27 protein-coding genes and 1 pseudogene are annotated in these 26,125 nt (G+C 41.5%); 12 read left to right on the forward strand and 16 right to left on the reverse strand.

Annotated elements, in window-relative coordinates; translation table 11 throughout:
- Positions 1-6: 6 nt before the first annotated feature.
- Genes EGS47_RS07545 through EGS47_RS07555 form a run of 3 tightly spaced genes read right to left on the reverse strand, consistent with a single transcriptional unit; the run spans position 7 to position 2,496 of the window.
- On the reverse strand, positions 7-1,314 hold the full coding sequence (locus tag EGS47_RS07545) for a DUF445 domain-containing protein (RefSeq protein WP_004985969.1): 1,308 nt from the start codon (positions 1,312-1,314) through the stop codon (positions 7-9).
- 14 nt (positions 1,315-1,328) lie between these two features.
- Positions 1,329-1,910 (reverse strand): CC0125/CC1285 family lipoprotein, encoded by a 582-nt coding sequence (locus EGS47_RS07550; RefSeq protein ID WP_044435560.1) that lies wholly within the window; start codon positions 1,908-1,910, stop codon positions 1,329-1,331.
- Between the two features lie 46 nt (positions 1,911-1,956).
- The gene (locus EGS47_RS07555) at positions 1,957-2,496 is read right to left on the reverse strand and encodes a DUF924 family protein (protein WP_125269488.1); all 540 of its coding nucleotides are present in this window, start codon (positions 2,494-2,496) and stop codon (positions 1,957-1,959) included.
- Positions 2,497-2,697: 201 nt separating this feature from the next.
- Here EGS47_RS07555 and gshA point away from each other — a divergent pair, with 201 nt between their 5' ends.
- Complete coding sequence (gene gshA, locus EGS47_RS07560; protein WP_125269489.1) at positions 2,698-4,275, forward strand: glutamate--cysteine ligase; 1,578 nt, start codon at positions 2,698-2,700, stop codon at positions 4,273-4,275.
- Between the two features lie 17 nt (positions 4,276-4,292).
- The gene (locus EGS47_RS07565) at positions 4,293-4,814 is read left to right on the forward strand and encodes a disulfide bond formation protein B (protein WP_125269490.1); all 522 of its coding nucleotides are present in this window, start codon (positions 4,293-4,295) and stop codon (positions 4,812-4,814) included.
- A gap of 80 nt (positions 4,815-4,894) precedes the next feature.
- On the opposite strand, the gene EGS47_RS07570 is transcribed toward EGS47_RS07565, so the two are convergent.
- Positions 4,895-6,244: an alpha/beta fold hydrolase gene (locus tag EGS47_RS07570; protein ID WP_125269491.1), complete on the reverse strand. Its 1,350-nt coding sequence runs from the start codon at positions 6,242-6,244 to the stop codon at positions 4,895-4,897.
- 220 nt (positions 6,245-6,464) lie between these two features.
- On the opposite strand from EGS47_RS07570, the gene EGS47_RS07575 reads away from it, so the two are divergent.
- The gene (locus tag EGS47_RS07575) at positions 6,465-7,052 is read left to right on the forward strand and encodes a YqiA/YcfP family alpha/beta fold hydrolase (protein ID WP_125269875.1); all 588 of its coding nucleotides are present in this window, start codon (positions 6,465-6,467) and stop codon (positions 7,050-7,052) included.
- 14 nt (positions 7,053-7,066) lie between these two features.
- Positions 7,067-8,947 carry a DNA topoisomerase IV subunit B gene (parE, locus tag EGS47_RS07580; RefSeq protein WP_125269492.1) on the forward strand — a complete coding sequence of 627 codons (1,881 nt, stop codon included), beginning with the start codon at positions 7,067-7,069 and terminating at the stop codon, positions 8,945-8,947.
- 69 nt (positions 8,948-9,016) lie between these two features.
- Here parE and EGS47_RS07585 read toward each other — a convergent pair whose 3' ends face one another.
- The 4 genes and pseudogenes from EGS47_RS07585 to alc all read right to left on the reverse strand — a co-directional run bounded on the left by EGS47_RS07585 (position 9,017) and on the right by alc (position 12,138).
- Positions 9,017-9,574, reverse strand: a complete 558-nt coding sequence (locus tag EGS47_RS07585; RefSeq protein WP_228711796.1) for a hypothetical protein — start codon at positions 9,572-9,574, stop codon at positions 9,017-9,019.
- Positions 9,575-9,769: 195 nt separating this feature from the next.
- Positions 9,770-10,507 (reverse strand): annotated as a pseudogene (locus EGS47_RS07590) (hypothetical protein).
- A 110-nt stretch (positions 10,508-10,617) separates the two neighbouring features.
- Positions 10,618-11,121, reverse strand: a complete 504-nt coding sequence (locus EGS47_RS07595) for an ureidoglycolate lyase (protein WP_125269494.1) — start codon at positions 11,119-11,121, stop codon at positions 10,618-10,620.
- Between the two features lie 12 nt (positions 11,122-11,133).
- Positions 11,134-12,138: an allantoicase gene (gene alc, locus EGS47_RS07600; RefSeq protein WP_125269495.1), complete on the reverse strand. Its 1,005-nt coding sequence runs from the start codon at positions 12,136-12,138 to the stop codon at positions 11,134-11,136.
- 210 nt (positions 12,139-12,348) lie between these two features.
- Between alc and hpxO the strand changes: the two genes are divergently transcribed.
- Entirely contained in the window at positions 12,349-13,506 is a 1,158-nt protein-coding gene (gene hpxO, locus EGS47_RS07605; protein ID WP_125269496.1) for an FAD-dependent urate hydroxylase HpxO, read from the forward strand.
- A 226-nt stretch (positions 13,507-13,732) separates the two neighbouring features.
- Positions 13,733-14,257, forward strand: coding sequence for a DUF1877 family protein (locus EGS47_RS07610; RefSeq protein WP_125269497.1), 525 nt, complete (start codon positions 13,733-13,735; stop codon positions 14,255-14,257).
- On the opposite strand, the gene EGS47_RS07615 is transcribed toward EGS47_RS07610, so the two are convergent.
- The 5 genes from EGS47_RS07615 to puuE form a co-directional block, all read right to left on the reverse strand.
- Positions 14,239-14,748 carry a GNAT family N-acetyltransferase gene (locus EGS47_RS07615; RefSeq protein ID WP_125269498.1) on the reverse strand — a complete coding sequence of 170 codons (510 nt, stop codon included), beginning with the start codon at positions 14,746-14,748 and terminating at the stop codon, positions 14,239-14,241. The two genes, EGS47_RS07610 and EGS47_RS07615, sit on opposite strands and share 19 nt — an antisense overlap.
- 126 nt (positions 14,749-14,874) lie before the next feature.
- Positions 14,875-15,600 (reverse strand): outer membrane protein OmpK, encoded by a 726-nt coding sequence (locus EGS47_RS07620; RefSeq protein WP_125269499.1) that lies wholly within the window; start codon positions 15,598-15,600, stop codon positions 14,875-14,877.
- 331 nt (positions 15,601-15,931) lie between these two features.
- Positions 15,932-16,255, reverse strand: a complete 324-nt coding sequence (gene uraH, locus EGS47_RS07625; RefSeq protein WP_125269500.1) for a hydroxyisourate hydrolase — start codon at positions 16,253-16,255, stop codon at positions 15,932-15,934.
- Positions 16,252-16,755, reverse strand: coding sequence for a 2-oxo-4-hydroxy-4-carboxy-5-ureidoimidazoline decarboxylase (gene uraD, locus EGS47_RS07630; protein ID WP_171455438.1), 504 nt, complete (start codon positions 16,753-16,755; stop codon positions 16,252-16,254). Before uraD ends, uraH begins: the two co-directional genes overlap by 4 nt.
- Positions 16,756-16,893: 138 nt before the next feature.
- Positions 16,894-17,862, reverse strand: coding sequence for an allantoinase PuuE (gene puuE, locus EGS47_RS07635; protein ID WP_125269502.1), 969 nt, complete (start codon positions 17,860-17,862; stop codon positions 16,894-16,896).
- A 253-nt stretch (positions 17,863-18,115) separates the two neighbouring features.
- On the opposite strand from puuE, the gene EGS47_RS07645 reads away from it, so the two are divergent.
- The 5 genes from EGS47_RS07645 to EGS47_RS07665 all read left to right on the forward strand — a co-directional run bounded on the left by EGS47_RS07645 (position 18,116) and on the right by EGS47_RS07665 (position 22,582).
- Positions 18,116-18,466, forward strand: a complete 351-nt coding sequence (locus EGS47_RS07645; protein WP_005005576.1) for an HPF/RaiA family ribosome-associated protein — start codon at positions 18,116-18,118, stop codon at positions 18,464-18,466.
- Between the two features lie 148 nt (positions 18,467-18,614).
- Complete coding sequence (locus EGS47_RS07650; protein WP_004985915.1) at positions 18,615-19,151, forward strand: ankyrin repeat domain-containing protein; 537 nt, start codon at positions 18,615-18,617, stop codon at positions 19,149-19,151.
- A 58-nt stretch (positions 19,152-19,209) separates the two neighbouring features.
- Positions 19,210-19,977, forward strand: coding sequence for a transporter (locus tag EGS47_RS07655; protein ID WP_005005578.1), 768 nt, complete (start codon positions 19,210-19,212; stop codon positions 19,975-19,977).
- Positions 19,978-20,006: 29 nt separating this feature from the next.
- Positions 20,007-21,890 (forward strand): protein-disulfide reductase DsbD, encoded by a 1,884-nt coding sequence (dsbD, locus tag EGS47_RS07660; RefSeq protein WP_005005579.1) that lies wholly within the window; start codon positions 20,007-20,009, stop codon positions 21,888-21,890.
- Positions 21,890-22,582, forward strand: coding sequence for a glutathione S-transferase family protein (locus EGS47_RS07665; protein WP_125269503.1), 693 nt, complete (start codon positions 21,890-21,892; stop codon positions 22,580-22,582). The genes dsbD and EGS47_RS07665 overlap by 1 nt, the downstream gene beginning before the upstream one ends.
- 3 nt (positions 22,583-22,585) lie before the next feature.
- Here the strand turns inward: EGS47_RS07665 and EGS47_RS07670 are convergent, their stop codons facing one another.
- Together EGS47_RS07670 and EGS47_RS07675 are read right to left on the reverse strand one after the other, a co-directional pair.
- Positions 22,586-23,758, reverse strand: coding sequence for a GGDEF domain-containing protein (locus EGS47_RS07670; RefSeq protein WP_005005585.1), 1,173 nt, complete (start codon positions 23,756-23,758; stop codon positions 22,586-22,588).
- 303 nt (positions 23,759-24,061) lie between these two features.
- Complete coding sequence (locus EGS47_RS07675; RefSeq protein ID WP_035254100.1) at positions 24,062-24,973, reverse strand: alpha/beta hydrolase; 912 nt, start codon at positions 24,971-24,973, stop codon at positions 24,062-24,064.
- Between the two features lie 156 nt (positions 24,974-25,129).
- Between EGS47_RS07675 and EGS47_RS07680 the strand changes: the two genes are divergently transcribed.
- Positions 25,130-25,567 (forward strand): DUF2147 domain-containing protein, encoded by a 438-nt coding sequence (locus EGS47_RS07680; protein WP_004985898.1) that lies wholly within the window; start codon positions 25,130-25,132, stop codon positions 25,565-25,567.
- A 63-nt stretch (positions 25,568-25,630) separates the two neighbouring features.
- On the opposite strand, the gene EGS47_RS07685 is transcribed toward EGS47_RS07680, so the two are convergent.
- Positions 25,631-25,984, reverse strand: coding sequence for an arsenate reductase (locus EGS47_RS07685; protein ID WP_035272515.1), 354 nt, complete (start codon positions 25,982-25,984; stop codon positions 25,631-25,633).
- Between the last annotated feature and the right edge of the window lie 141 nt (positions 25,985-26,125).

Here is a 26,125-nt window from a genome sequence, read left to right on the forward strand (position 1 = left end):
ATAATCTTATAGCATATAATCGACCAGTGCACGGATGATGCCTAATACCAGACCAATAAAAGCACCCACCACCACGCCATTGACGCGGATCATGTGCAAGTCGCCGCCAACTTCATTTTCGATTTTGGCAATCATTTCACGTGAATCCCATTCATGAATTCGCTCACTGATATAGCGAATAATTTTATCGCTATACTGATCGCTAAAGCTAATCGCGAGTCCCGTCATTTTTTCGTTGAGCACTTCACGCACTGCACGATTTTGTATCAGACTCTGGCCGATTTGTTCAATCGCAATACGTAAATTTTGGGCAATGCCTGAATCTTCTTTAAGTAAATCCTGCTTAATCGCATTACAAAAGATCACCACTGCGCCACTGATAAAGTTCAGCACTTGCGGACTATCGAGTAGGGCATTTTTACCTTCATTTAAACGACGACTGGCTTCACTGTTTGAATCTGCCAGTTGTAACATCATGCTTTGTGCACCTTGCTCGATGCCTTGTCTCCACGGATGTTCTGGGTCGGCGAGCATCGACTCGACTTTCTCAATCAGTGAATCAATGGTGCGTTGTTGCACATCTATCCCGATCCAGCTTGCACCTTTGGCCAGTTTCCACACGCCAAGTTCCTTAAACAAGGTACGGGTTAATTCTCGTGCCTGATCAGGATGAGTCACAATCCATTCATGCGCCAGATCCAGTCCACGTTGCAATACATCCTGATGAAAATCATTTTCCAGTACTGCACGTAACATTTCACTGGCAAGAGAATTGATTTGGGTGTTTTTGACCCATTGCACACTGTTGGTCTGGATAAAACGTGCAATTTGTTCCTGACTGACAAACTCAAATAGTTTGGGAACGGTTTGCTGAATCAATTGTACAATCTGATTGCTATTTTTAGGATTGGCCAGCCATTGTCCAATCGCCAGACTGAGATCAGTATTGTTTAAACTGCGCTCGACCACCTGTGGTGACAGGAAATTTTCCTGTACAAAACGCCCCATGGATTCGGCAATACGGGTCTTATTACGCGGAATAATTTCAGTGTGATCCAGTAAAAATTTGGGAATGGGGATCTTGCCAAAAGGATTACGAAATAGCACGGTAATGGCGTACCAATCCGCCAGTCCCCCAACCACGCCAGCTTCGGCAGAAAGCATCAAAATATGAATGATCCATGCATATTCAGGCCAGAATTTTGCCAGAACCATGAGGATAATCCATGCCACCACTGCGCTGAGTAGTGCAATCGTGGCATAGCGTTTACTGCGACTTAAACTTGGAGAATGAGATGTATCTTCAACCTGCATGCAAGCATCCTGTCTTAATTTTTGTTGTTGCTGCTGCCCGCGGGTTGAGCGTTGACTGGTTGAGGCAATAACACTGCACCAGACGGACTTAAGCCATATTTTTTCCCTAATGACTGTAAGATCAAGCTTGCATCAAAGGCATCTTTGGATGCAGTTTTTTGATCTTTATAACATTCTATACTATACGATACTTCGACAGGATCGATATTGACCACACGTGGTGAATCATAGAAGGGATCCGGCCAAAAACCAGGATAACGTCGATAATAACCATACGGATAATAATTCGGTGATGAATACACCACCGCTTGACGAGGCGGCTTTTGGGTTTGATTACTTGGATCATCCATCACTTTAAAATAGCGAAAGCCGTTCTGAATCGTGGTCTGTGCGGCTTTAACCAGCGTGATTTCTTCAGCCGTACCATAACTCATATTGGGATCAGCTTTAAAGCTGATGCGGTAAATCTGATTATTTAACGGATAAGTGGCAAATTGCCCTAATTGATCAAAGGTTCTGGGTTTTTGTGGTGTTGTGGCACATCCCGCAAGGATCAAGACACTTGCAAGCGCGGCACCGAGTGAGAGATATTTCATCGCGAACTCCTTTTATCAGACATACACGGAGTAAAACAAAGATTACTTAAAAACTGCTGTTGGGTTGAGTTAAAAATTCACGTTCTTCAGCTGTTGATTCACGACCTAGCACGTCATTACGATGTGGATAGCGTCCAAAACGATCAATAATCGCTTTATGTTTTTTCTCAAAATCCAGATTGACTGGATTGCCTAAGCGTTGGAAGAGTTTAAGCGCAAACTCATGAATCAGTTTGGATTCGCTATGCATAAACGGCATGTAGAGAAAAGAACGCTGTGGTGGGCTCAGTTCTGCATCCATTTGCAGACTAATGGCTTCCTGCGCCAGTGCCAACGCCATTGCGTCATGGGCAAAAGCCTGTGCTTGATCCCGATATAGATTTCTGGAAAATTGATCCAATACAATAATTTCCGCAAGACGGCCTTCGGCATCCTGACGCCATGACCATAGCTCTGCCTGTGTGGCTTGATGGTGAACTTCGGCAAATTGGCGATGAATTTTGGCGTCAAAATCATCACTTTTTTTAAACCATAAAGGTTCTTGTTCGGGAGTAAACCAAAAATTCAGGACATCTTGTGGATTCATTTATTTTCACTCTTTTAATTTATTCTTCAATAAAATCACAAATCAAGCATGTCTTATAGACCAAGTTTGTGATAAAAAATTGTCAAAGTGAAACGGCCAGTTTGTGCAAATCCTATCAAGTCCTGCGCGGTCTGGCAGATTTCACGTTATACTAAAGTCATGATTTTTTTCATCGTTCTTTAAATCAGCGAGCAGGTGTACATGAGTCAACCCAAATCAGCTTCTCCAACTGTCGTGCCGACGTGGGTAGATTCTTCACTCTTACAAGGGATGTTGCGGGGAATTGAACGCGAAAGTCTGCGTATGCAGAGCAATGGCTTTTTATCGCAAAATCCGCATCCTCAAGCATTAGGTTCTGCTTTAACTCATCCGCGGATTACGACAGATTATTCTGAAGCTTTGATGGAGTTTATCACCCCGCCGAAAGAAAGCATTCCTGCGGTTTTAGAAGATTTAAAAGATATTCATGCAGTGGTGCATCGTCATTTAAATCCAGGGGAAAAACTGTGGCCGCTGTCGATGCCCTGTATGCTGGATGATCAGGAAGAAAATATTCCTTTAGCCTATTATGGTACATCCAATATTGGGCGTTTTAAGACGCTGTATCGCCGTGGTCTGGGAGTCCGTTATGGTCGTCGGATGCAAACCATTTCAGGGGTTCATTATAATTTATCGTTTCCTGAGACGTTGTTTGCCGCACTACAGCAACACGAAACCGATCCTGCATTACAACAACTCAATGCGCAGGATTATCGTAGCCATCGCTATTTTGGTCTAATTCGTAATTTTATTCGTTTAACGCCTTTGGTGATTTTTCTGGTCGGTGCCAGTCCATCGGTATGTCGTTGTTTTCTAACAGGGCGTGAGCATCATCTACAGCCTTTAGTTAAAGGCACCATGTATTTACCTGATGCCACCGCATTACGGATGGGGCGTTTGGGGTATCAGAACTCGGCACAGAAACAACTGGGTATTCATTATAACGATATTCAAGCCTATCTCGAAGGTTTGCAAAAGGCAGTGAAAACGCCGTATCCACCCTTTACCCAGCTTGGTTTAAATGATGAACAGGGTGAGCCGATTCAGATTAATGACCATGTCCTACAAATTGAAAATGAATACTACAGTCTGGTTCGCCCCAAACAAGTTCCCCAAAATGGCGAAACGCCTTCGCAGGCTTTGCAAAACCGTGGGGTCGGCTATGTGGAATTACGCGCAGTAGATGTCAATCCTTATAGTCCGATTGGTATTGATGAAACGACAGCAGGTTTTTTAGAAGCGTTGGCTTTATATTGCTTATTATCAGAAAGCCCTGAAATTCATGATGATGAACAGGATCTCATCGAACGCAATCAAAATACGGTTGTGAATGAAGGACGTTCCACCGTCGCCAAAATCATGAGCCTAACAGGTGAGCAGTCGGTGCAAAGCTGGGTCATACAGCATCTTGAGCAGATACAAAAATGTGCAGAGCTACTGGATGAACTCGATCAGAGCAATTTGTACAGTGATGCTTTGAAAGTGATGCAACAACGTGCGCAACAGATTGAGCAGACACTTTCAGCTCAAGTAGTCGCGGATACGTTGGCACATGGGGGTACCTGGAGTTTTGGCAGTGTATTGGCACATGACTATGCCAAGATGTACGATCAATATGAATTAAGTGTTGAAAAAACCGCTTATTTTGAGCAGTTGGCTCAACAATCCTTGCAACAACAACATCAACTGGAACAAGAAAGCGTGATGAGTTTTGATGGCTATCTTGCCCAATTTCGATAAAAACAAGAGGTATATCCATGCAATGGCGTAATTATCGCTTTATCAATGGATTATTGGTACTGGCCAGTATTGTCGGCATGTCATTTGCACTTTATCTGGAACATGTAAAAGGTCTGGACCCTTGTCCATTATGTGTGTTTCAGCGTGTTGGGCTGATGGCGATGGGGATTTTCGCCTTGATTGCTTTTTTGCATAATCCTGCTTCAAATCTTATGAAGCGTATGTATGCTTTACTGGCAACCTTGTCGATTGGTTGGTCTGTCGGTGTAGCGGCACGTCATGTCTGGCTACAGACTTTGCCACCCGATCAAGTGCCAAGTTGTGGTCCCGGACTGAATTATTTAATTGATGCGCTGCCTCTCAAAACAGTATTGAGCGAAGTGCTGACTGGTTCTGGTGAATGTGCCGCAATTGACTGGACTTTCTTGGGGCAAACGTTACCTGTCTGGTCGTTGGTTTTCTTTAGTGTGTTATTGCTGATCTGTCTATGGCAACTTTTCAGAACATATCCCGTTGCGAAAAAAGCTTACAAGAAATAATGTAAGAACCAAAAATAAAGCCAGCAATTGCTGGCTTTATTTATTTCAGGGCATGATGACTTGACCGCGGACAAAATAAATCAAGTCTCCACAATCCCAGTGAGATCAGTAGGATCATAATTTTGCATATTAATCATATGGGTTTGCACACCCAAACATGCATAGTCATCATGTTCAGGATAAAACCAGCGAGTAATTTGTTCAGAAACACTGGAATGATACTGAATTTCAAAATGATTTAACCCATGAAAAACGGCTTTATGCGAATCTGGGAGTTTGAGTTGAAAACGTGGATTTGGATGCTCTCCTAAAGCACTTTTTACACTGACCAGATAATCGCCAATAATCGACAAAGCTTTGAGACTTTTTTTGTGATTTTCATGTTCAACCGTGCCTGCAACAAAAAACGTATTGATATGTGAAGGTAGCGGAGCAGGTTTACGGTTATCATCCATTAGCCCAATTCGGGCTTCCAAATGTTCCCAGTCATCATCACGCACACTGCCATGGCGTAAGTCTAAAATACCGTTGCTGCGGATATTGACCAAATGGCCAATCAATTTCACGAAAGGAAAACTGCCTAGTCGATCTTGTAGCGCGAATCCAAAACGTTCCAATACCGCACCATGATGTGGCGAACCGATACAGACCAGATTGCCCACCATATGTGTCCACTGGTGCATATTTTGTTTGCCATAAAACAACGAACTACGTGATACCAATCCGCCCATGCTATGCCCAATCAAATCGATACTAGTAATGCGAGGATTACGGGTGATCAAATCTTCAAGTGTATTGGCCAAGCTGCGGCCATTGGCTGAAATTCGACGTCCAGTATTGTAGTTGAGATACAGCATAATATTGTGATCACGCTGTGCCAGTAAACGTTCTCCAATTCCACCAAAATTACGATTGGTCCAGTCCGTATGATTCATACATAATCCATGTACAAAAATCACCACACGACCTGCAATGTCGCCTTGTTGCAATGCACCATAATGGTCATATAACACCATAGGCAATGCCATTGGATTTTGATGTTTGAGCAGATAATCGCCTAGCACCCCATTTAATGCACTGACCAAAAAGTGCAAGGTAGGAGTTAAGGGTTTGTCGTGTAGGGTTGGAAATTGTTCAATAATACGACGTAAACTCGGGGCAAGAAAATAACGACCATATTTTTGTAAGGTGTTATATGACCATTGCTGCAAACGTTCAATGCGCGGAATTTTTAAAAAACGACGGGATTGCTGGTCACTCATCCCAAAGGTAGTTTGTAATACTTCACGATGGATAATCTGAACAACATCGTGAACCCCCAATAAACTGGTACTCACCAGTTGTGCCAAACCCTCAAGCACATCGGCCTGACTCGGTGGCGTACGATCCCATTTACAATAGGTCTCGTGTAAAGGCGTTAAACTTGGCATATCCAAATCCTTGATTCATGCACGCACCTGTTACTTTATTTTTCATTTGCTTCAGGCGATAAAACGATTATATTCATCTTATTAGGTGTTGCATTCACAACTATTTAAAAATACTGATGAATGACCAGTTATTTTTATTTTTTTGTCTAACAATTTAGGCATAGGTACAAATTAAAACATAGTTGTGATGAATATCACATTATTAATGGTGCTGCTGCGCATGAATCTGGTCTATTTACATGGCTTTCAAAGTAGCCCTTTCTCAATCAAAGGGCAACAGCTTAAACACTATTGTCAAATTCACCATCCTGAAATTCAGGTACATTTACCTGATTTAAATTTACCGCCGTTGGTCGTGATAGACTTGATTCAGCAGTTGATAGAGGAGTTGGATCAGGTGGTGTTAGTGGGTAGTAGCTTTGGTGGGTTTTATGCGACTCAGTTTGTCGCCAAATATGCTTTGCCTGCTGTATTGATCAATCCTGCTGTGCGACCATGGCAACTGTTTCGCGATTTATTTGGTATCAATCAGATTCCTTACTGGGTGGGTGATCGTTGGACACTCACCGAACAGCATCTGGATCAGCTTGAGCAGATGGCTGTACCCTATGCTGATCCTGCCGAGAAAATACTCGTGTTGCTTCAGCAGGGCGATGAAACTTTGGATTATCGTGAGGCACAGCGTTATTATAGTCAGCCATCACATCGCGCCTTGATTTTATCGGATGCGCATGGTAACCATGCAATGGATGATTTTGAACAAAAAATACCGTTGATTCTTGAATTTTTAACCTATTCGCTTAAATAAGGAAATCGTACAAGGTGTCACAATATACGGCTCAATCACTTGAAGTTTTATCGGGTTTAGATCCTGTACGTCGTCGTCCAGGCATGTACACCGATACGACACGTCCAAACCATCTTGCACAGGAAGTGATTGATAATGCCGTGGATGAGGCGCTGGCGGGACATGCCAATAAAATCTGTGTGACGGTTTATAAAGACGGCTCATTGTCGGTTGAAGACAATGGTCGCGGGATGCCAGTGGATATTCACCCTGAATATGGTCAAAGCGGCATTGAGATTATCCTGACCAAATTGCATGCGGGTGGTAAATTCAGCACCGATAACTATCAGTTTTCGGGCGGTTTACATGGGGTCGGGATTTCGGTGGTGAATGCCTTGTCCAGTCGGGTTGAGGTTGAAGTTCAGCGTCAGGGTAATCTTTATAAGATGGCTTTTGAGCAGGGCGAAGCTGTCGCACCGCTTGAGGTACTTGAAGGTAAAGTTGCAAAACGAGCAACAGGCACTACCGTACACTTTTGGCCAGAAACCAAATATTTTGACAGCCCAAAATTTGCCTTAAAAGCACTTAAGCATAATCTAAAAGCCAAAGCAGTATTAGCAGCTGGACTTAAAATTAGCTACATCGATCAAATCAATGATGAAAAAATCGAATGGCAATTTGAAAATGGTCTGGTCGACTATTTAATGGATGAATTGGAAGACCGTGAGATTGTCCCGATGCCTGCTTTTGTCAGTCAGGGTCAAGCCGAGCGTGCCAGTTGTGAGTTTGCAATCTGCTGGAATGTGGAAGGTGGTGAGCAAATTCAGGAAAGTTATGTCAACCTGATTCCAACTGCACAAGGCGGAACGCATGTTAATGGTTTACGTTCTGGTGTCACCGAAGCGCTGCGTGAGTTTTGTGAACTTCGCAATTTATTGCCGCGTAATTTAAAGCTGTCTGCCGAAGATGTCTGGGATGGTGTCAATTTCATTCTGTCGCTTAAGTTTCAGGAACCGCAATTTTCAGGTCAAACCAAAGAACGACTTTCCAGCCGCGAAGCCTCAGGGATTGTGCTTAATATTGCCAAAGATGCGTTTGCTTTGTGGCTCAATCAAAACTCTGAAATTGCCATGCAACTGGCAGAAATGGCAATTTCTAAAGCGGGACGACGTTTAAAAGCCGCCAAAAAAGTTGAGCGTAAAAAGATTGTGTCGGGGCCAGCTTTGCCTGGAAAACTGGCTGATTGTGTTGGACAAACTCGTGAAGAATCTGAACTATTTATTGTCGAGGGTGATTCTGCGGGGGGGAGTGCCAAACAGGCACGCGACAAGAACTTTCAGGCTATCATGCCGATTCGTGGTAAAATTTTGAATACCTGGGAAGTGTCCTCCGACGAGGTTTTGGCTTCACAAGAGGTGCATGATATTGCGATTGCGATTGGCGTTGATCCGGGCAGTGATGATTTGTCAGAACTTCGTTATGGCAAAATCTGTATTCTGGCCGATGCTGATTCAGATGGTTTACATATTGCGACTTTGCTATGCGCCTTGTTTGTTAAACATTTCCCGGCATTGGTTGAAGAAGGACATTTATTTGTGGCGATGCCACCACTGTTTCGTATTGATGCAGGCAAAGATGTATTTTACGCACTGGATGAAGCTGAGTTAGAGTCGATTCTGTCTAAAGTTAAAAGCAAAAATCCGCAAATTACCCGATTTAAAGGATTGGGTGAAATGAATGCAGGTCAATTACGTGAAACCACGATGGACCCGAATACGCGCCGCTTGGTACAGCTTGATCTGGACGATACCCATTTGACCGCAGGTTTACTGGATAAACTTCTTGCCAAAAAACGTTCTGGCGACCGAAAACATTGGTTAGAGCAAAAAGGTAATTTGGCGGATATTCCTATCTAAGATTGAGTTTAAACCCCACTTCTGTTTAGAACCCCTATATGTGCATGCATACAAGGGTTCTAAAGCTGGTTAAAGCAGTTGAGGCATCAGTTTTAACACTTTTTCAACTTTCAGTTTTTCCAGATGTGCGAGTCGTTGAAAACGATGATGAATCTGCTGAAGTTCATCTTTTAAAGCCTGTACTGCCTGTTTTAATGACGTAACAGGCACTTCAAAGCCAGTATGATCCTGACTGGCATCTGGTTTAAATTTGATCATATCTCCCTGATATTCACATAACACTTGAGGATATCCAATCCAGAACTGTTTCAGATTACCTTGAGCCAGTTGCTCCCAAGCATGAATATCATTTAAATCTGAACAACAGCGCGGTAAAAGTATCGGTCGCTGTTCGGCATCAAGCAATACATAGCCACCGTTCAAAGAGGTATTTTTAAAAACGGTCTCTTTTAGAATTTTACTCAGATGAGCATCAGAAATATCTTGAATGGCATAGAACAAACAATCAGTTGCTAAAGGCTGAGACGAATTCTTCAATCCATCAGCTTGCAAACTTTGCTGACGATCATCCAAATCCAGCACTGGAATAAAGCGTATATCCATCTCGTTATTCTCATTTTGAGTCATTGTTATAAATACCGCAGCTTCATATTTTGATTGTGTCAGCTACTTGAAAAAAGTATGCAACAAATACGTCTCACTGTCGCTCAGTTTCAGATGAATATTGTTGCTAGCATCGTATTTTTGCTGGCTCATTTATCTTTTTAAAGAGCCAAGCTCGTATTTCAGTGATTAAAAACGAGGTCACAATTTAAATGGCTTTTATTTTTCAACTTGATAATAAGTGCCGCCTGCATAAACATTGTGTCCAAAACCGCAGCCAGAATTATTGTCATTTTGCTCGACAATTATTTTTCGACCATATTGATCCTGACCGAATTTGAGATCAATCTTACAATCTTCATAACGATACTGAGCCTGATGAGCAGACAAAGGCATACGGGTTTCAAAAGAACCCATATTGGGGCCGTAAATCAAACCACGTAAACCAAAATAATAACCATCAAATGCAATGCGATAAGTCTTGGCGGTTTTTGAAACAGTGATGCTACTCCATTGTCCAAAGCCAGCCGATGTAACATATTCGCCTTCAATTGTATTGCTGACTTTTGGCAAGGTGAGCTGTTTTAAATTGTATTGACTAACTTTGGAGTCTGGTGTCCGTAGAAACCATGCTCTAGCCCATAAAGGTTTACCAAGTTTGGCATAGCTTAGACCAACATTATTATTGGCGAGTTCAACATCACGGTCGGAAAATGTGATGTTGTTATCTTCAGCATTTAATTGGCAAAATTGTGTCCATGCGGCCTGATGTTCAAAATATTCAATAGCTTTGGCGTATTGCTTTTGGTCGTAATATTTTTTACCCAAAAGTGCATCACTTTTGACTTTGGCGCAGCCTTGCTGTAATTCCTATTCAAAACTGAGTTCGGCAAAACTAAGCGGTGAAACCAAAAGGCCGCAGGTTAAGCATGCAAAAAGAGAATATTTTATTTTCATTCTTGAGCAAGTGTCGTTTAAATATTTATTCTAAAATTCTTTGCTTATAAAGAAAACCACTACTCTGTAAACCAGTACAAAGCAGTGGATAAGGATTTCATGCGAGAAGATTAAGCCTCAATCATCACAGCATAAGGGAAAGTATAAACATCACAATTGGGTCCTGAGCCAATCCGATCAATCACTGCAAAATCGCTCGGAGATTCAAGGGTTAGCAATGGATGATGCCAAGTTCCCGCACGATAATTGACACCTTGAGAACCATCGCTGATAAAAGCATGAATCTGATCAATATCGGGCTGCTGTGCATTTAAACTGGGCGCAACAACAATCAGAAATGCTTGTCCCTGCATGGGAATAAAAGCTTGAGAGCCGTGGGGATGGCGCTCTAACATCTGAATGCTCAGTGGCAGCGTGGTGGTTTTAATATTGCGGAAAATACTAATCCCAGCCTTGGCTTCACCCTGAATTTCAGTTTCGACCAGACCATGATAACGTTCTGTATGGGCATCATTGATATGGAAAAATTCATGCCCTGTACAGCCAATCACTTCGCCGAAAGGGGCGAAGTTTTCATTGGTCAGCGACAAAATTTTAATCACCGGTTTTGACATATTGTTCTCGGCTTAAGCCCGTTTTCCCCAAAGACGAATACGACTAATTCCGCCATCTGGAATCATATTGACACGGATATGAGAGATTTTTTCATGCGCTAAAATGTCATTGATATAGTCATGAATATGATCCATTTGCATATCCTGAGCATTGAGCAGGAATGGCCAGAACATACTTTGTGGAATCAGTTGCGGGTCGGTTGCATCTTCGATATAAACCGCTTGAATCGATACTTGCGCAGGATAGTTGCCCTTAAAGTGTGCGGTATCAATTTCAATTTTCTCAATTTTTCCTGCTTGTCCCAGTGCCAAAATACACCAGTCAAAGCCTGGCGCACGACGACGTTTGGTTTCCCAGCCATCACCCATATTGATGCCACGTCCGGGATTGATTAGGTTACGGGGATGACCAAAGTGTGCGTCACTGTAGGCAATCACTCGTCCGCCATTTTGCAAAGCTAACAAATCAAGCGTTTCTGTGCTATTCGTACTTTGAATTTGTACTTCACCATAGATGCGTAAACGTGCTACACCGCCATCTGGAAAAATATTAATACGGATATGGGTAAACACGGTTTGGTTTTCAATATCAAAAATATGATGCTGACTCGGCCCCAAAATACTGTTGGCTAAAATGGGCTGCCATAGTGCATTTTGAGTGTCATCATTTGGTGCATAGCAGCCCTCTAATGAAGCAGAAGCAGGATAGTTTCCTGTAAAAAACGTGGTATCGACATCTACTGCCTTGATTTTACCTGCAACGCCCAGTTTTACGATACACCAGTCATAACCCGAATGACGTTTACGGCGGGTTTCCCATCCATCCATCCATTTGCCATGATCATCGAATTTATCTTCGACAAAAATAGGCACTTCAAATTGCAACATGCGTTTTGCTTCTGCAAAAAATTCATCTGAACATTCAACAATTTGTGCGCCAATACGGCTATCTGCCAGATTGGTTAGGGAATGCAGTTGATTTGGAAGTTCAAATGCTGGAGCGAGAAGCGTAGCCATAAGTGATATACCATTATTTGCAATGAGATGATAAAAGTTTAATTGAATACGGGTGCATTTTTACCTCAGAATGAGAAAAAGTGCATCATCATTGCACTTTGCTATGCAGGGTATATGCCAATTCCAATAATAGGCTGTATTTCCCTACGCATGGCATGGTTTTAGCTATAACACGGATAATGTTGCAGGATACATAAGGGGGATTACACAATGAATATTGTTATTATCGGTGCAGGTATGGGCGGTTTGACGACTGGAATCGCATTGAAAAAATTTGGGCATCAGGTCACGATTTATGAACAAGCCGAGCAAATTCTTCCTGTCGGTGCGGCAATTTCATTGTGGTCAAATGGCGTAAAATGCCTGAACTATTTGGGGCTGGGTGAGCAAGTGGCCAAGCTCGGTGGGGTCATGGATCAACTGGCTTATGTCGATGGTCTGACTGGCGAAGTGATGACCCAGTTTAGCTTGCAGCCTTTGATTGATGAAGTGGGACAGCGTCCTTATCCCGTTTCTCGTGCCGAATTACAAAATATGCTGATGGATGAATTTGGTCGTGAAGACATTCATTTGGGCAAACGTATGGTCGCACTGGAGGATCAGGGCGAACAGGTCGAGATCCAGTTTGCCGATGGTTCAAATACCAGCGCGGACTTGTTAGTGGGTGCTGATGGAACGCATTCAATCACCCGTGCCTATGTGCTGGGTGATCAGGTAGAACGCCGTTATGCAGGTTATGTCAACTGGAATGGCTTGGTTGAAATTTCGGAAGAATTGGCCCCTGCTGATCAATGGACCACATTTGTAGGGGAAGGCAAACGTGCCTCGTTAATGCCTGTAGCAAACAATCGTTTTTATTTCTTTTTAGATGTGCCATTAGACGCGGGGCTTGAAAATAATAAAGCCCAATATCAAGAAACTTTAAAGGGCTATTTCACAGGCTGGTGCGCACCTGTTCAACAGTTGATTGAACGTCTGGATCCGCAAAAAACCAATCGCGTTGAGATTTGTGATATCGAACCTTTTACCCAGTACCATAAAGGGCGTGTGGTCATTGTCGGTGATGCCGCGCATAGCACCACGCCTGATATTGGTCAGGGGGGGTGTCAGGCGATGGAAGATGCGATTTATCTGGCGCGTTCGCTCCAGATCAATACATTGGGGGTAAGTGATGCATTACGCCGTTATCAGGACAAACGGAATGAACGTGCCAATGAGCTAGTTTTGCGTGCACGTAAGCGTTGTGATGTAACCCATATGAAAGATGAACAGGTGACATTGTCTTGGTATGAAGAGCTGCGTCAGGAACAAGGTCCACATATCATGCGTGGTATTATTAATAATATCGTAGGTAATCCACTGGATTAATGCACTGTGATTCGACTTCTTTCATCCGTGTTTAAACCCTGTTGATTTCTCTTCGATACGGAGAAGTAAAAGGGGCTGATGAAAGAAGTTTCTTGAAGATTCATTTTAAAGACAGCCTCGGCTGTCTTTTTTACATTTGGTAATTATCGTATGACAAATCGTTAAGCACTTCGTATTTCAGTCACGTTAAGCTAAAGACAAATAACGATGATATGAGTACATAATAATGAATGCGATCTTGCTTGCAATAGAACCCAATGATCTCGAAATTTTAATGATTGAAGCTGAAAGCTTAGATGAGATTTATCATGCGACCTCGATTCGTTCAAAATTGAATTTGGGTGAAACATGGCACGCACTCCATGCGCTCTTATCCAAAGATTTAGACCAACAACACGCGCTTCAATTTGCGATAGAAGCCGAATATGCTTTTTCTCATCCTTCTTTGAGCGTGGCTCATGTGCGATACAATCCTGTGATTGAAGTTGATGAAATTGCCAAAGCATTAGAACAGATTTCGATGGATGATTTTAAACATCGTTATGATCCAGCGTGGTTAAACCAACACAAGCTTTTCCCGTTTCAATGGGGCAAAGATGTCGATAAAGAACAGCGTGAACTATTGATGTTATTTGGTCAGCTTAAAAATTTTTATGAGCTGGCAAAGCAACATAATCATGCGGTGATCAGCTTGCAAAGTAAGCAAATTATGTCAGATGTATATTATATGACTCAGGCTTCGTCTAACTGAAGTTGCATCAACACCAGATCACGCCATTGTCCAAATTTTTGTCCAACCTGCGGCAGATAGCCCGTTTGGACAAAACCTAAATGTTGATGCAGCACCAGAGACGCTGTATTTTCACTGTCAATGGCTCCAATCATGATGTGAAAACCTTGTGCTGTTGCCAGTTCAATCAGCTTGTGCATTAAGGTTTTCCCAAGTCCGCGGCGTTTGTAATCAGGTGAAATAAAGACCGAATGTTCAATGGTGTGTTTATAGCCGCTAATCGTGCGAAACGCTGCATAATAAGCATACCCTGCGACACGCTGTTGCACAGGATCATAGGCAATCCACATCGGGTACTGGTCCTGCTGTAATTGTTCAAACCAGTGCGTATAGGTTTCAAGCGATTTAGCTTGATCGTTCCAATTGGCAACACCTGTCATAATTTCGTGATTATAAATCGCAAGAATCTGTTCTAAATCATCTTGGGTGGCGGGGCGCAACTGAAAATCCATATTGATAACCTACTATAAAATCATCAAAATTATACGTTGAAAACCAGCGATAATGCTTACTTCAGATATGAAAAAAGCAAGTCCGAAGACTTGCTTTATAAACGCTGAATATCGATCAGCCAGTTTTTAAAAATGATATTTAATCAGGGCGCTGACATTGTGTTCATCACGACCTTTCATACCAAACTTGTTGTTCCAGACCGAATGCTCAACACCAAGATATAAGCGGGTATCTGGTGAAATATGTTTACCCAGATTCCATTTATATTGTGTGGTCCAGTTCAGTTCGCTAGCGTGATCACCTTCTGCGGTTGACCAGTCCAGAAAACCATCGACTAAAAATTCTTCTGATGAAACTTTAAATGGCAATGCATAGGCTGCGGTCATTTGGTAGTCATCATCCGTATTTTCGTTATTTGCACGATAAAAGTTCAAATTGAAATACTGAAAATATGGGACATTTAAATCGACTGCAAAACCGTAAAGGAAGTTATCGAAACTACTAAAGTCGTCGTTATTACTTTCCCAAGTGGTTGAAATCAAGACATCCTTAATCGGACCATAAGACAATGATTGTCCTGAGATTTCACTCAAACTAAAACGTGGTGAAAGCTCGAAATACGTGACTTTATGATCATCACCGCCACGCATGCGATCCATGAAAAAGAAGACATCCGCATATTTTACTTTAGCGGCGTATTCTAAAGTGACCGTTGTTTCTTCTTTATCCACAACTTCGTAATTTTCACCATACAAACCCGTGATACTAAAATCTTGCCAGACTGGTTTCGCTTGAACCATGCTGCTAACGGATAAAAGTGTGGCTGCAAGTACCCCAAATTGAAATTTCATCGCAAATATCTCCCCAGATAAAAAGCGAGTAAAGCATACAGGCTCTTTGCTAAAAATAAAGTCAAATTTGATCAAAGGTTAAAAATTACTTAATTATTTGTTATAAATTGGGGGAAATAGACTTCTTTCATCGTGGTTTAAACCCTCTTTTTTTATTCCATAGGGGGAAAAGGAATTGGTCAAAGAAGTCTCGAAGTCTAAGAGTAGTAGCGCTGTGTGAAAGATTTAAATTGGATTGATTTCATTTTATGCAGATAACCATCGATCTGATCAATCCGATCAAGCTTGAGTTGAAAGAATTTTAAAAAGATTCTCCCAACTCAAGATAGCGTTAACTGCCACGATAGGTTGAATAGGCAAATGGACTAATCAACAAAGGCACATGATAGTGTTCATCTGCATTTTCAATAAAAAATTGAATAGTGACCTGTGGAAAAAAGGTTTTTAAATCGTGTTTGGCAAAATAATGTGCAATATCGTATTCGAGTAAATAGGCGCCGCTTTGTAATTCTTCCAAGCCGAAATCTTTTAGGCGACCATCATCATTGGTATATCCATTGCCTAATAAATTACGGGTTTTTGCATCATACAGACGGACTTCGACCTGAGGGGCGGGTTTGCCTAAATGTGTATCTAAAATATGGGTACTAATCATGCTTGTATTCCTTGGCTCAAGCGTAATAATGCGATGGCAGCCAGTTGTTCATGAACAATTTTTTTCTCGGTTTCCAGATCATGCTGTAAACGCTGATGTAATGCACTGAGAATTTGCTCACTGCTCAGTCCTGCCGCTTTAATCAAAAAGATAAAGCCAAATTTTTGTTCGTAAGCAACATTGCCTTCGAAAAGTGCGCGTTGGGTGTATTCATCTTGTTTGACCCCAGACTGTTCACGATCTGAAAAATTTGCTTCCTGTTCCGTCAATTCAACTTTGGCTTTTTTCTCACCAATACGTGGATGGGTTGCCAGCGCGGTTTCAATTTCAGTCCATGTCCAGTTTTGACTTTGTTGCGCAGCAAGATCCATAAGGTTTTGCGCAGAGGCATATGGCCGTTGTTGGCTCAAAGTGTCGATCCAAGAAGGAATATGTACACATGCACTCAATAAGGGCGTTACTTGATGGGCTGCGGCATGGTTAAATTCGGAAAAATGCACCATATTCATCCAGTATTTAAAGCAAAAGATAAAACAAATCGAGCAATTACAATGCCAGAGAAATAGATATCTACAAAATCAAATAATGTAGATATCTATTCATTTATTTTAACTTTCAACAAGTAAAAATTTAAAAAACTAGCCTGCATATGGGTGATGTTGATACCAGTGGTGGGCAACATCATTACGACGACAAATCCAGACTTTATCGTGTGATTGTATGTAATCTAAAAAGCGTTGCAAAGCCTTAAAACGACTTGGGCGCCCTAAAAGACGGCAATGCATACCGATGGAGAGCATTTTTGGTGCACTTTCACCTTCGGCATAAAGTACATCAAAGGCGTCTTTTAAGTATTGATAAAACTGTTCCCCACTATTAAAACCGCCCGGAGAGCAAAATTTCATATCATTGGATTCAAGGGTGTAAGGAATAATCAAATGAGGACGTGTTTCACCATCGATATTGGTGAGCGTTGTCCAAAAGGGTAAATCATCGCCATAGTAGTCGCAGTCGTATTTAATTTGTGGAAACTCGGCTAAAAGCTGACGAGTATTTGGGCTATCGCGCCCGGTGTACCAACCGATTGGAGTTTCTCCAAACAAGGCTTCAAGTACTGAAATCGCCTGATCCATATACATGCGCTCTGTTTCAATATCCATATCCTGATAATGAATCCAGCGCTGACCATGAGACACTACATCATAATTGGCAGATTTAATGGCATCCACAATGTAGGGATTACGAGCTAATGCCATTCCTACCCCAAAAATCGTCATGGGTAAGCCACGACGTTGAAACTCATTATGAATACGCCAAAAGCCTGCACGTGAGCCATACTCATACATCGAATCCATTGACATATGTTTGGCGGGAAAACTGGCTGCACCAATAATATCCGATAAAAATTGTTCTGAACCCAAGTCACCATGTTCGATGTGATTTTCGCCGCCTTCTTCATAATTTAATACAAACTGCACAGCAACACGTGCTTGATTGGGCCACTCGACCTGCGGCGGCTGACCGTGATAACCAATCAAATCGCGTGAATATGGTGCACTTTGGATTTGATCGATCAGATCTTGGCCGCGTAAATATGAAGAACTCACAATGATGCATCCTTTTTGATCAAAATGTCATGAAAAGTTAAAAAATCAGCTTGCATATTTCTGAGTATAGACAGATATTGAAGATAGAGAAGATCTTCATTCACTCAAAATACTTATAAAGCGTAAAAGGAGATAACAACCAATTACATAACTGAGATGTACAACAACACTGAATTACAGCATGCTCAAAGTATGCCAATTAAGTTTTGCATAGATTGTTATATAGAAATACTGATACAAAGAGGATGGAATCATGAATATTGAAATCCGCACAGATAAAAACATCCATAATAGTGAACGTTTAATTGAATATGTTCGTGCAGAACTTGCAAATGCCTTTCAGCGCCATGCTGAACGCATCACTCACTTCTCGGTTCATTTGAGTGATGAAAACGGGGAAAAAAAGAATGGTGAAGATGATATTCGGTGTATGATCGAAGTACGTCCAGCAGGATTAAAACCCATTGCAGTCAACCATAAAGCGGGCAATATCGATTTGGCCATTCATGGTGCGATTGAAAAACTGAAACGTAGTTTGGAACACACCTTCGAAAAACAAGAACCATCGCGTGGTAGTCGTGTCGAATTTGCCGATGAAGAATAAGTACTAAAACAAGCCCTTCGGGGCTTTTTTTATGAGTAGCGATCTACTCATCTGAAAAATGAGATGAATTTACCTCAAAATAACATCAATTTGCGTTCGATTTTCGGCATAATAGTAGCCAAATCCCTTTCAAGTGGTGAGATCCTCCATGCTAACAGCCCAACAACAAGCCTTCGTTCAGGCCATTGAAGAGTTAGACCTTGAACAGGTACAGCGCCTGTTAGCATCAGGTCTCGATCCAAATTTTATTGACCCTGAAAAAGGCCCACCGATTTCAGTGTTTAGTGATGGTCTATTCAAATGGTGGGAAATGGTCTGTGAAGCCTATGAAGCTAATCAACCATTAAGCGAAGAAGAAAAACAACAAGCCTTAAAAGTGCACTTGGATATTTTGGATGAGTTAATTAAAGCCAAAGCCAATTTACACCTATGGGATTCGGAAGAACTGTATGGGCCACTTTGGGATGCCGCAAGCTCTGCCTGTGTGCCTGTGGTGCAGCGCTTACTCGATGCGAAAGTTGATCCAAATACTCGCGATGATGAAGGGCTTACCATTTTATCTTCGGTGAGTGATTTATTTTTTGATTGTGAGTTTGATCAAATAAATTGGGCAGAAGCATTGCCAGAAGAGAAACAGACACTTGAGCTACTGCGCAGTCGCGGTGCAAAAATGTCTAAAGAATAAATCTGATCTTGTAAAAAATCAGATAAATTAAAAAATGAACTGAATTTTGAGTGTACCCATGAACATGTTTAAAACACTAACTTTTATTTTGGCTGCGGGGGCAACTGTACCTACATTTGCTGCTGATTTTTCCTTTGATCGTCCTGGTTCAGGTTTTGGTACAGGGATTACCCCTGTGGGTCACTTAGCGTGGGAACAAGGTTTACCGACGGCGACTTATAACGAAACTACGGTGGATGGTGTCAAAGAAAAAACCGTCACTTTGAATGAAGATGTGTTATTACGCACAGGTCTAACCAAAGATTTAGAATTACAGTTAGGTTGGCAAGGACCAGCATGGTATCAGACCAAGCGCGATGGTAAAAAAGTCCATGACAATGGCTTGGGTGATATCAGTATAGGTTTGAAAAAAGCCATCGATCTGGATGATGATCGTCTTTCAATGGCAATTTTGGCACAAGCGCTGATTGCAACAGGCAATGATGAATTTACAGAACATGATGATATTTATAGTTTAAGTTCTGCTGTGGCTTATCAATACAGCGATTTGCTACAAACCTCGATTACCATGAAATACGAAGTGCAAAATAGCGACTGGGCAGTGACTGCGATTCCAACCATTGGTTATAAGATTACTGGAAAATGGTCAGGCTATTCTGAATTTGTCTATCGCAAAGCAGAAAGTCAGGACTATGAATATGGTCTGGGAACAGGGGTGATTTATGCCATCAATGACCGTGCACAGCTAGATGCCAGTGTCGGTGTTGGTTTAAATGGAGATGATAAAAACTACAAGGGTGGTTTTGGTTTCTCTTACCTATTCTAAGTGATTGAGTCTAAGTTGTTGAGGAAATAATGACGCATTTTCAAAGTCGCAGTGGCTTTTTTTACTTTTTAATCCTGTCACTTTGTTTTGTTGCGACACAGCTTTATGCCAAAAATGAGGCATTGTTGAGCCCTGAAGATGCGTTTTCTTTTTCTGTTGAATCACTTGATCAAAAGACTGCTGTTCTGCATTGGTCGATTCAGCCACATTATTATTTATATCAGCATAAATTTGAGGTCAAACAGGGCAACCATCGTTTGCCCTTAGATTTGCCGAAAGCTGTAGAGCAATTTGATGATAACTTTGGTCAGAGTCAGGTTTATTATCAACAGGTTCAATTTCAGATTAAAACTCAGCCCTCGCAAACTTATCAGGTGACGTGGCAAGGCTGTGCCAAAGACCGAATTTGTTATCCTCCACAAAGCATTGAATTTCAGACGGATTTGGATGGTCTGGTTAATATCCAAAATACAGGGCAGAGCAAAAAAACCTTTTTGGATGTCGCCAAAGCATCCAGTCTTGATCAAGCAAAGGACATCAATCCATCAGCAAACTCAAGTTCACAGCTTGATTCTGTTGCTGAACCTGCTCAAGCCTCACAACTTAATACGGCTCCTAACAATCTTGCTCAACCAAATCGAGATACTCAAGTTGCTCAGGATCAATTCTGGAGCTCGAAGCTTGAACAACATTCATTAGGCTATGGTATTTTGCTATTTTTAGGTTTGGGTATGTTGTTGGCTTTTACGCCGTGTTCATTGCCGATGTTACCTATTTTAACCTCACTCATCGTCAGAGACAGTAAAGGTCTACGCGCGTGGATGGTGGCACTGACTTTTGTCTGTAGTATGGCAATGGTATATGCGATCTTGGGTTTAATTGCATCATCGGCAGGACTAAATTTTCAACGCTGGTTACAGCAGCCTGCGACTTTAATTGCCTTTAGTTTGCTGTTTGTGCTGTTTGCTTTAAATCTATTTGGTTTATTTGAGATCAAACTTCCACAACGTGTCATGAATCATTTGGATCGAATTCAATCGGTTCAGCGTGGTGGAACGCTGCTCGGTGCTGCGGTCATGGGGATGGTTTCTGCGCTATTGGTCGGGCCGTGTATGACCGCGCCGCTAGCAGGCACTTTGTTGTTTATTTCACAAACGCAAGATCAGTGGCAAGGGGCATTGCTGTTATTCTGTCTCGGCTTTGGGATGGGTATTCCTTTGCTGTTGGCGACGATTTTAGGGGCAAAAGTGCTACCCAAAGCAGGGCAATGGATGCATCAGATCAAGGTGATTTTTGCCTTTATCATGCTTGGCCTGAGTTTGTATTTTATACGGCCTTTATTGCCAGCTATCGTGGTACAAATTTTAAGTTTGCTTTTAGGGCTAAGTTTTATCGGTTATGCAGGCTATCGTCTGATCAAACATCATGATCGGTTACGTTGGCTGTATCTTGTGTTATTAATACTTGCCATTCCTGTGGTGCTATTCGATCAGTACCAGCATTTTCAACGTTATCAGCTTGATCAGCAACAAGGCGAAAATACTTGGCATGTTGCACATACGGCAACTGAGTTTCAGCAATTATTGGATCATGCACCGCATGATCGGATTGTGATCATTGATGTATATGCAGACTGGTGTGTGGCTTGCCAACCGATTGAACATCGCATATTAAAAGATCTAGAAGTCCAAACTGCTTTACAACCGTATTATCTGATTAAACTGGATTTAAGCCAGTATGATCATTCTCATCAAGCTTTGCTGAATCAATGGCAGATTTTAGGGCCACCAACTTATCTGTTTTTAAATCCGCAACGACAGGAATTACGCCGTTTACGTTTGACGGGTGCCTTTAGTAAAACGGAGTTGCTCGATCATCTACAGGCTTTAAACAATTTAAGGAGTCAACCTTGATGGAACTTTATATTGGCAATAAAAACTATTCATCTTGGTCGATGCGTCCTTGGCTGGTCATGAAACATTTTGATTTGCCTATGGATGAACATTTGGTAGCATTTGATGATTTTGCCGCAGATGGGCAGTTTAAAAAAACCATGTCCGTCATGAGTCCGACCGCTAAAGTGCCAACCTTGATCGATCAGGAAATCGTGGTATGGGATTCTTTGGCGATTTGTGAATATCTGGCAGAGAGTTTTGCTGAAAAACATTTGTGGCCGATTGATAAAACCCAACGTGCCCGCGCACGTAGCATCAGTGCAGAGATGCACAGTAGTTTTACCACGTTAAGACAATATTGCAGCATGAATATTGAAGCTGATCTACGCTTTATTGGCACTAAACTCTGGAAAGATCTACCTACATTACGTGCTGAGGTTGCGCGTATAGAGGAAATATGGGCAGAGCGACCTGAAATAAATGGTTTTTTATGTGGCGAGTTTAGCATTGCAGATGCCTTTTATGCGCCTGTGGTCATGCGTTTACTCAGTTATGGTTTACCAATTTCAGCGCCAAGCCAGCAATATATGCAGAATATATTGGCAAATTCTGCGGTCAATGCATGGGTTGTGCAGGCTCAGGCAGAACGTCAATTTGTACAAAATCAGGAACCATATCGCCAACATGGCGAACAATTTATCAAGGGCTAATGTTTAGCTGATCTGTTGGGGTAAATCAAAAAAGCATTGTACCTGATTACGCCCTGTCGCTTTGACTGCATATAACGCCTGATCTGCTTGTTTTAAAATCTCTTTTGGGTTGGCGTTGAACTGAGACATGGCGATGCCGAAGCTTGCACTGATACGAATTTCGCTTTGGTCTTTCAGGCGAATCGATAATTTTTGAATCGCGACTCGGCAACGTTCTGCAACACTTTGTACTTGTGCTAAAGGCGTATTGGGCAGCAATAAAATGAATTCCTCTCCGCCGAAGCGTCCAATATAATCCTGATGCCGTAAATGACTCGATAGACAATTGGCAACTTTGACCAATACCTCGTCGCCGATATGATGACCGTGACGGTCATTCACCTGTTTAAAATGATCAAGATCGAGCAGAATAACAGCATAGCAGGATTTCGAGTCGAGTAAGTTCTGATGCAATGTTTGCAGGCAAAGATTGATACTGCGCCGATTGAGTACACAGGTTAACGGATCAATTTGGCTGAGACGTTCAATATACTCTTCACGATTACGCCATTGGGTGAGTAAAATTTCAAATAACAACAAACATGTCAGAAACACTGGAGCACTAAAAAATAACATGGTATTGACCCAGAAAGGCTGGATAAATATAGTCTCTCCAGAAGACACGACATGGAAAAGTGGCGCATAGGGGATCAAACCCTGACTCGATAAATAGGTACAGCCGAACAACATAATACTTGCAGGAATCATTGCCACATAAATTAGACGGCGCTGAAAAAGAACCAAACCTACCCCAACAATACTCACATAACCAATCATGGTTGCAGGGCTGAGTGTTCCGACTAAATAACTCGCATGGCACAAGCTTAAGGTAAACAGACCAATACTTAACCATGGGATGAACCGTTTCACCCAATTCCGATCACGGTAATAAAGGGTGGGAAAAAGCAGAAGTACAAACAGAGCCAATCCAATCACATCAACCCAAAAGCTGATGTTGAACAATGACATGTTGATCATGAACCAGTATTGGGGCTGCAACAGAATATAAATTTTCCAGATAATCCAGGTGAGGTGCATGCCACATGCCAAGATTAAAATCAGGCTACATTTTTGCACAGTCGACCAGTTCATGACGACATTATCTTCAAAAACAGCTTTGATCAGTCGTTGTTTCATTTGCATATACCTTTGGCAATATCATCGAAAAATGAAGTGCCGTGTTAAAGTCGTTAAAATTTTAATTATTGTGATGTTTTGGGTGTATCTTCGATTTTGTATTTTAAGATAACATACTTAGATCTGTATGAAAATTGATCTTTTTCTAAAAAAGTTGATAAAATTCATACCGATATTTTATTGTTCATGTATTTTATGACGACTTATATTATTTTAATTTTGATCATTTGGTAGAAATAATAAGACCTTAAAAAGTACATTTCATTGAATAAAACGACCTTATTCAATGAAATGTTTTACGCATTAATCTTTGTCTAATTGATGAGCGAATTCAGAAATATCCGCTAGGGCGTGCTTGGCTTGATCAAACCAAGCACTAAACATTTGGAAATTATGCCACATCCCTGTGTAGAGCTTAAATTCTACATCTACCCCTGCTTGTTTTGCCTGATCGCGAAAACGCTTGGCATCATCCAGTAAAATTTCCTTAGAACCTACTTGTACCAATGTTGGTGGTAATCCTGATAAATCATCAAATAATGGAGAAACTTGGGGATTGTCGGTCGCAATACGATTACCGAGATAATAATCAATACCTGCTTCTAATGCTTCAATCGAAAGGAGGGCATCATGTTTTCGATTAAAACGTAATGACTCGCTGCTCAGGGTCAAATCCAGAAATGGCGACATTAAAATCAAACCACTAGGCTGTTCATCCTGATTTTCTTTCAGGCGTAAACAAAGTGCCAAAGCCAGATTGGCGCCACAGGAGTCGCCGGACAGAATAATATCTTTGGCTTGGATACCTTGATCCAATAACAACTGATAAATATCATACAGTGCGTCTAAAGCATCGGGAAAGCCACTTTCAGGTGCAAGAGGATAATCCACATGGATCACCTGCATTTGAGTACGAGCGGCGATATCCGTCATAAAAGCGCGATGAGTGTTTAAACTACCTAAAAAAAACGCACCACCATGAATATGGAAAATAAGTTGAGTAGAAGACGATTGCGGTTTGATTTCCTCTGCTTTGATTCCTGCCAAACGAATCGGACGGATATGTACTTCTTTATTGACTGGAAAAATTCGACAGAGTTGGTCTAATGCTGTTCTGGTCGTACTGGGCGGTAAACTGAACTGGCTTGGGGTGCGAATGACTGTTTTTAAAAAAGCTTCGGTAATATATTGTTTCCACATGGTATTTATCTTCATCATTTTTTCATAGTTGAGGTCTAATTCTAAAAATCGTGCGAAATTAACTAAACAAGTTACAAGGCTACACTAATTAGTCACAGACAAAAATTGCAATATTGTTGTGAGTTTTGAATACTAAAGAGGTCAATAAAGACTTAGGGATACTAAACAAAAATGAAAAAATTTGCATTGGCAATTGGATTACTTGGTGCGACAGTTTTGGCAAATGCTGCTGATCCATTGAATGGTACGGTTTGGAAGACGATTGATGATCAAACGAAACAGCCAAAAGCGATTGTGAAATTCACTGAGCAAAAAAATGGCACGTTGTCTGCGACAATTCAAAATGTATTAACCCCAGGTGAAGAAAATTCTTGTACCAAGTGTGAAGGTCCATACAAGAATAAATCACTTAAAGGTGTCACCATTGTACATAACCTGAAAAATACAGGCGGCACAAGCTATGATGGTGGATCAATTCTTGATCCTAAAACCGGTAAAACCTATAAGCTCAAAGGTGAGTTGGCTGAAGGTGGTAAAAAACTGAATATTCGTGGTTATATCGGCATTTCAGCGCTTGGTCGTAATCAGACTTGGATTCGTGCTAACTGATCCAATCTTCGCTATATGATTTAAAATAGCCGAATTAAAATTCGGCTATTTTTTTTGCAGTTTTTAAGACGCGGCGAGTTGTTGATAAGCGCTTTCATCAAAACCGACCAGATAACCTGTAGAGGTGTGCAAAACAGGACGTTTAATCAAGCTCGGATGGGCAATTAACGTCTCGATCAAATTCGCTTCACTGCTGAGCGCAAATTGTTGTTCATCGGCAGATAACTTGCGCCATGTCGTACCTTTTTTATTCAAGAGGGTGTCTGCCCCAATTTTTTCCAGCCAGACCTTAAGTGTTTCAGCATCAATGCCTTGCTTTTTATAATCATGAAATTCATAACTTAAGCCTTTTTCATTCAGTGCATCAAAGGCTTTTTTCATGGAGTTGCAATTTTTGATTCCATAAATTTTGAACATATACTTGAGCTATATCAATGACAATGCGTCATAGCCTACCCAAAAATAAAACAAAGCTCTAGTCTGTGTTGAAACTGGTCAATATTAAAGATAACAATATTAGAAAATGTGAAAACCCAAAGACTTGTAAAATAGAGCCAA

This window comes from Acinetobacter sp. FDAARGOS_515 (assembly GCF_003938865.1).
Lineage (GTDB): Bacteria > Pseudomonadota > Gammaproteobacteria > Pseudomonadales > Moraxellaceae > Acinetobacter > Acinetobacter ursingii.

Excerpts from the sequence above, each read along its gene's own strand:
- EGS47_RS07545 (WP_004985969.1), bottom strand. The coding sequence starts at position 1,314 with ATGCAGGTTGAAGATACATCTCATTCTCCAAGTTTAAGTCGCAGTAAA.
- EGS47_RS07550 (WP_044435560.1), bottom strand. The coding sequence starts at position 1,910 with ATGAAATATCTCTCACTCGGTGCCGCGCTTGCAAGTGTCTTGATCCTT.
- EGS47_RS07555 (WP_125269488.1), bottom strand. The coding sequence starts at position 2,496 with ATGAATCCACAAGATGTCCTGAATTTTTGGTTTACTCCCGAACAAGAA.
- gshA (WP_125269489.1), top strand. The coding sequence starts at position 2,698 with ATGAGTCAACCCAAATCAGCTTCTCCAACTGTCGTGCCGACGTGGGTA.
- EGS47_RS07565 (WP_125269490.1), top strand. The coding sequence starts at position 4,293 with ATGCAATGGCGTAATTATCGCTTTATCAATGGATTATTGGTACTGGCC.
- EGS47_RS07570 (WP_125269491.1), bottom strand. The coding sequence starts at position 6,244 with ATGCCAAGTTTAACGCCTTTACACGAGACCTATTGTAAATGGGATCGT.
- EGS47_RS07575 (WP_125269875.1), top strand. The coding sequence starts at position 6,465 with ATGAATCTGGTCTATTTACATGGCTTTCAAAGTAGCCCTTTCTCAATC.
- EGS47_RS07585 (WP_228711796.1), bottom strand. The coding sequence starts at position 9,574 with ATGACTCAAAATGAGAATAACGAGATGGATATACGCTTTATTCCAGTG.
- EGS47_RS07595 (WP_125269494.1), bottom strand. The coding sequence starts at position 11,121 with ATGTCAAAACCGGTGATTAAAATTTTGTCGCTGACCAATGAAAACTTC.
- alc (WP_125269495.1), bottom strand. The coding sequence starts at position 12,138 with ATGGCTACGCTTCTCGCTCCAGCATTTGAACTTCCAAATCAACTGCAT.
- hpxO (WP_125269496.1), top strand. The coding sequence starts at position 12,349 with ATGAATATTGTTATTATCGGTGCAGGTATGGGCGGTTTGACGACTGGA.
- EGS47_RS07610 (WP_125269497.1), top strand. The coding sequence starts at position 13,733 with ATGAATGCGATCTTGCTTGCAATAGAACCCAATGATCTCGAAATTTTA.
- EGS47_RS07615 (WP_125269498.1), bottom strand. The coding sequence starts at position 14,748 with ATGGATTTTCAGTTGCGCCCCGCCACCCAAGATGATTTAGAACAGATT.
- EGS47_RS07620 (WP_125269499.1), bottom strand. The coding sequence starts at position 15,600 with ATGAAATTTCAATTTGGGGTACTTGCAGCCACACTTTTATCCGTTAGC.
- uraH (WP_125269500.1), bottom strand. The coding sequence starts at position 16,255 with ATGATTAGTACCCATATTTTAGATACACATTTAGGCAAACCCGCCCCT.
- EGS47_RS07645 (WP_005005576.1), top strand. The coding sequence starts at position 18,116 with ATGAATATTGAAATCCGCACAGATAAAAACATCCATAATAGTGAACGT.
- EGS47_RS07650 (WP_004985915.1), top strand. The coding sequence starts at position 18,615 with ATGCTAACAGCCCAACAACAAGCCTTCGTTCAGGCCATTGAAGAGTTA.
- EGS47_RS07655 (WP_005005578.1), top strand. The coding sequence starts at position 19,210 with ATGAACATGTTTAAAACACTAACTTTTATTTTGGCTGCGGGGGCAACT.
- dsbD (WP_005005579.1), top strand. The coding sequence starts at position 20,007 with ATGACGCATTTTCAAAGTCGCAGTGGCTTTTTTTACTTTTTAATCCTG.
- EGS47_RS07665 (WP_125269503.1), top strand. The coding sequence starts at position 21,890 with ATGGAACTTTATATTGGCAATAAAAACTATTCATCTTGGTCGATGCGT.
- EGS47_RS07670 (WP_005005585.1), bottom strand. The coding sequence starts at position 23,758 with ATGAAACAACGACTGATCAAAGCTGTTTTTGAAGATAATGTCGTCATG.
- EGS47_RS07675 (WP_035254100.1), bottom strand. The coding sequence starts at position 24,973 with ATGAAGATAAATACCATGTGGAAACAATATATTACCGAAGCTTTTTTA.
- EGS47_RS07680 (WP_004985898.1), top strand. The coding sequence starts at position 25,130 with ATGAAAAAATTTGCATTGGCAATTGGATTACTTGGTGCGACAGTTTTG.
- EGS47_RS07685 (WP_035272515.1), bottom strand. The coding sequence starts at position 25,984 with ATGTTCAAAATTTATGGAATCAAAAATTGCAACTCCATGAAAAAAGCC.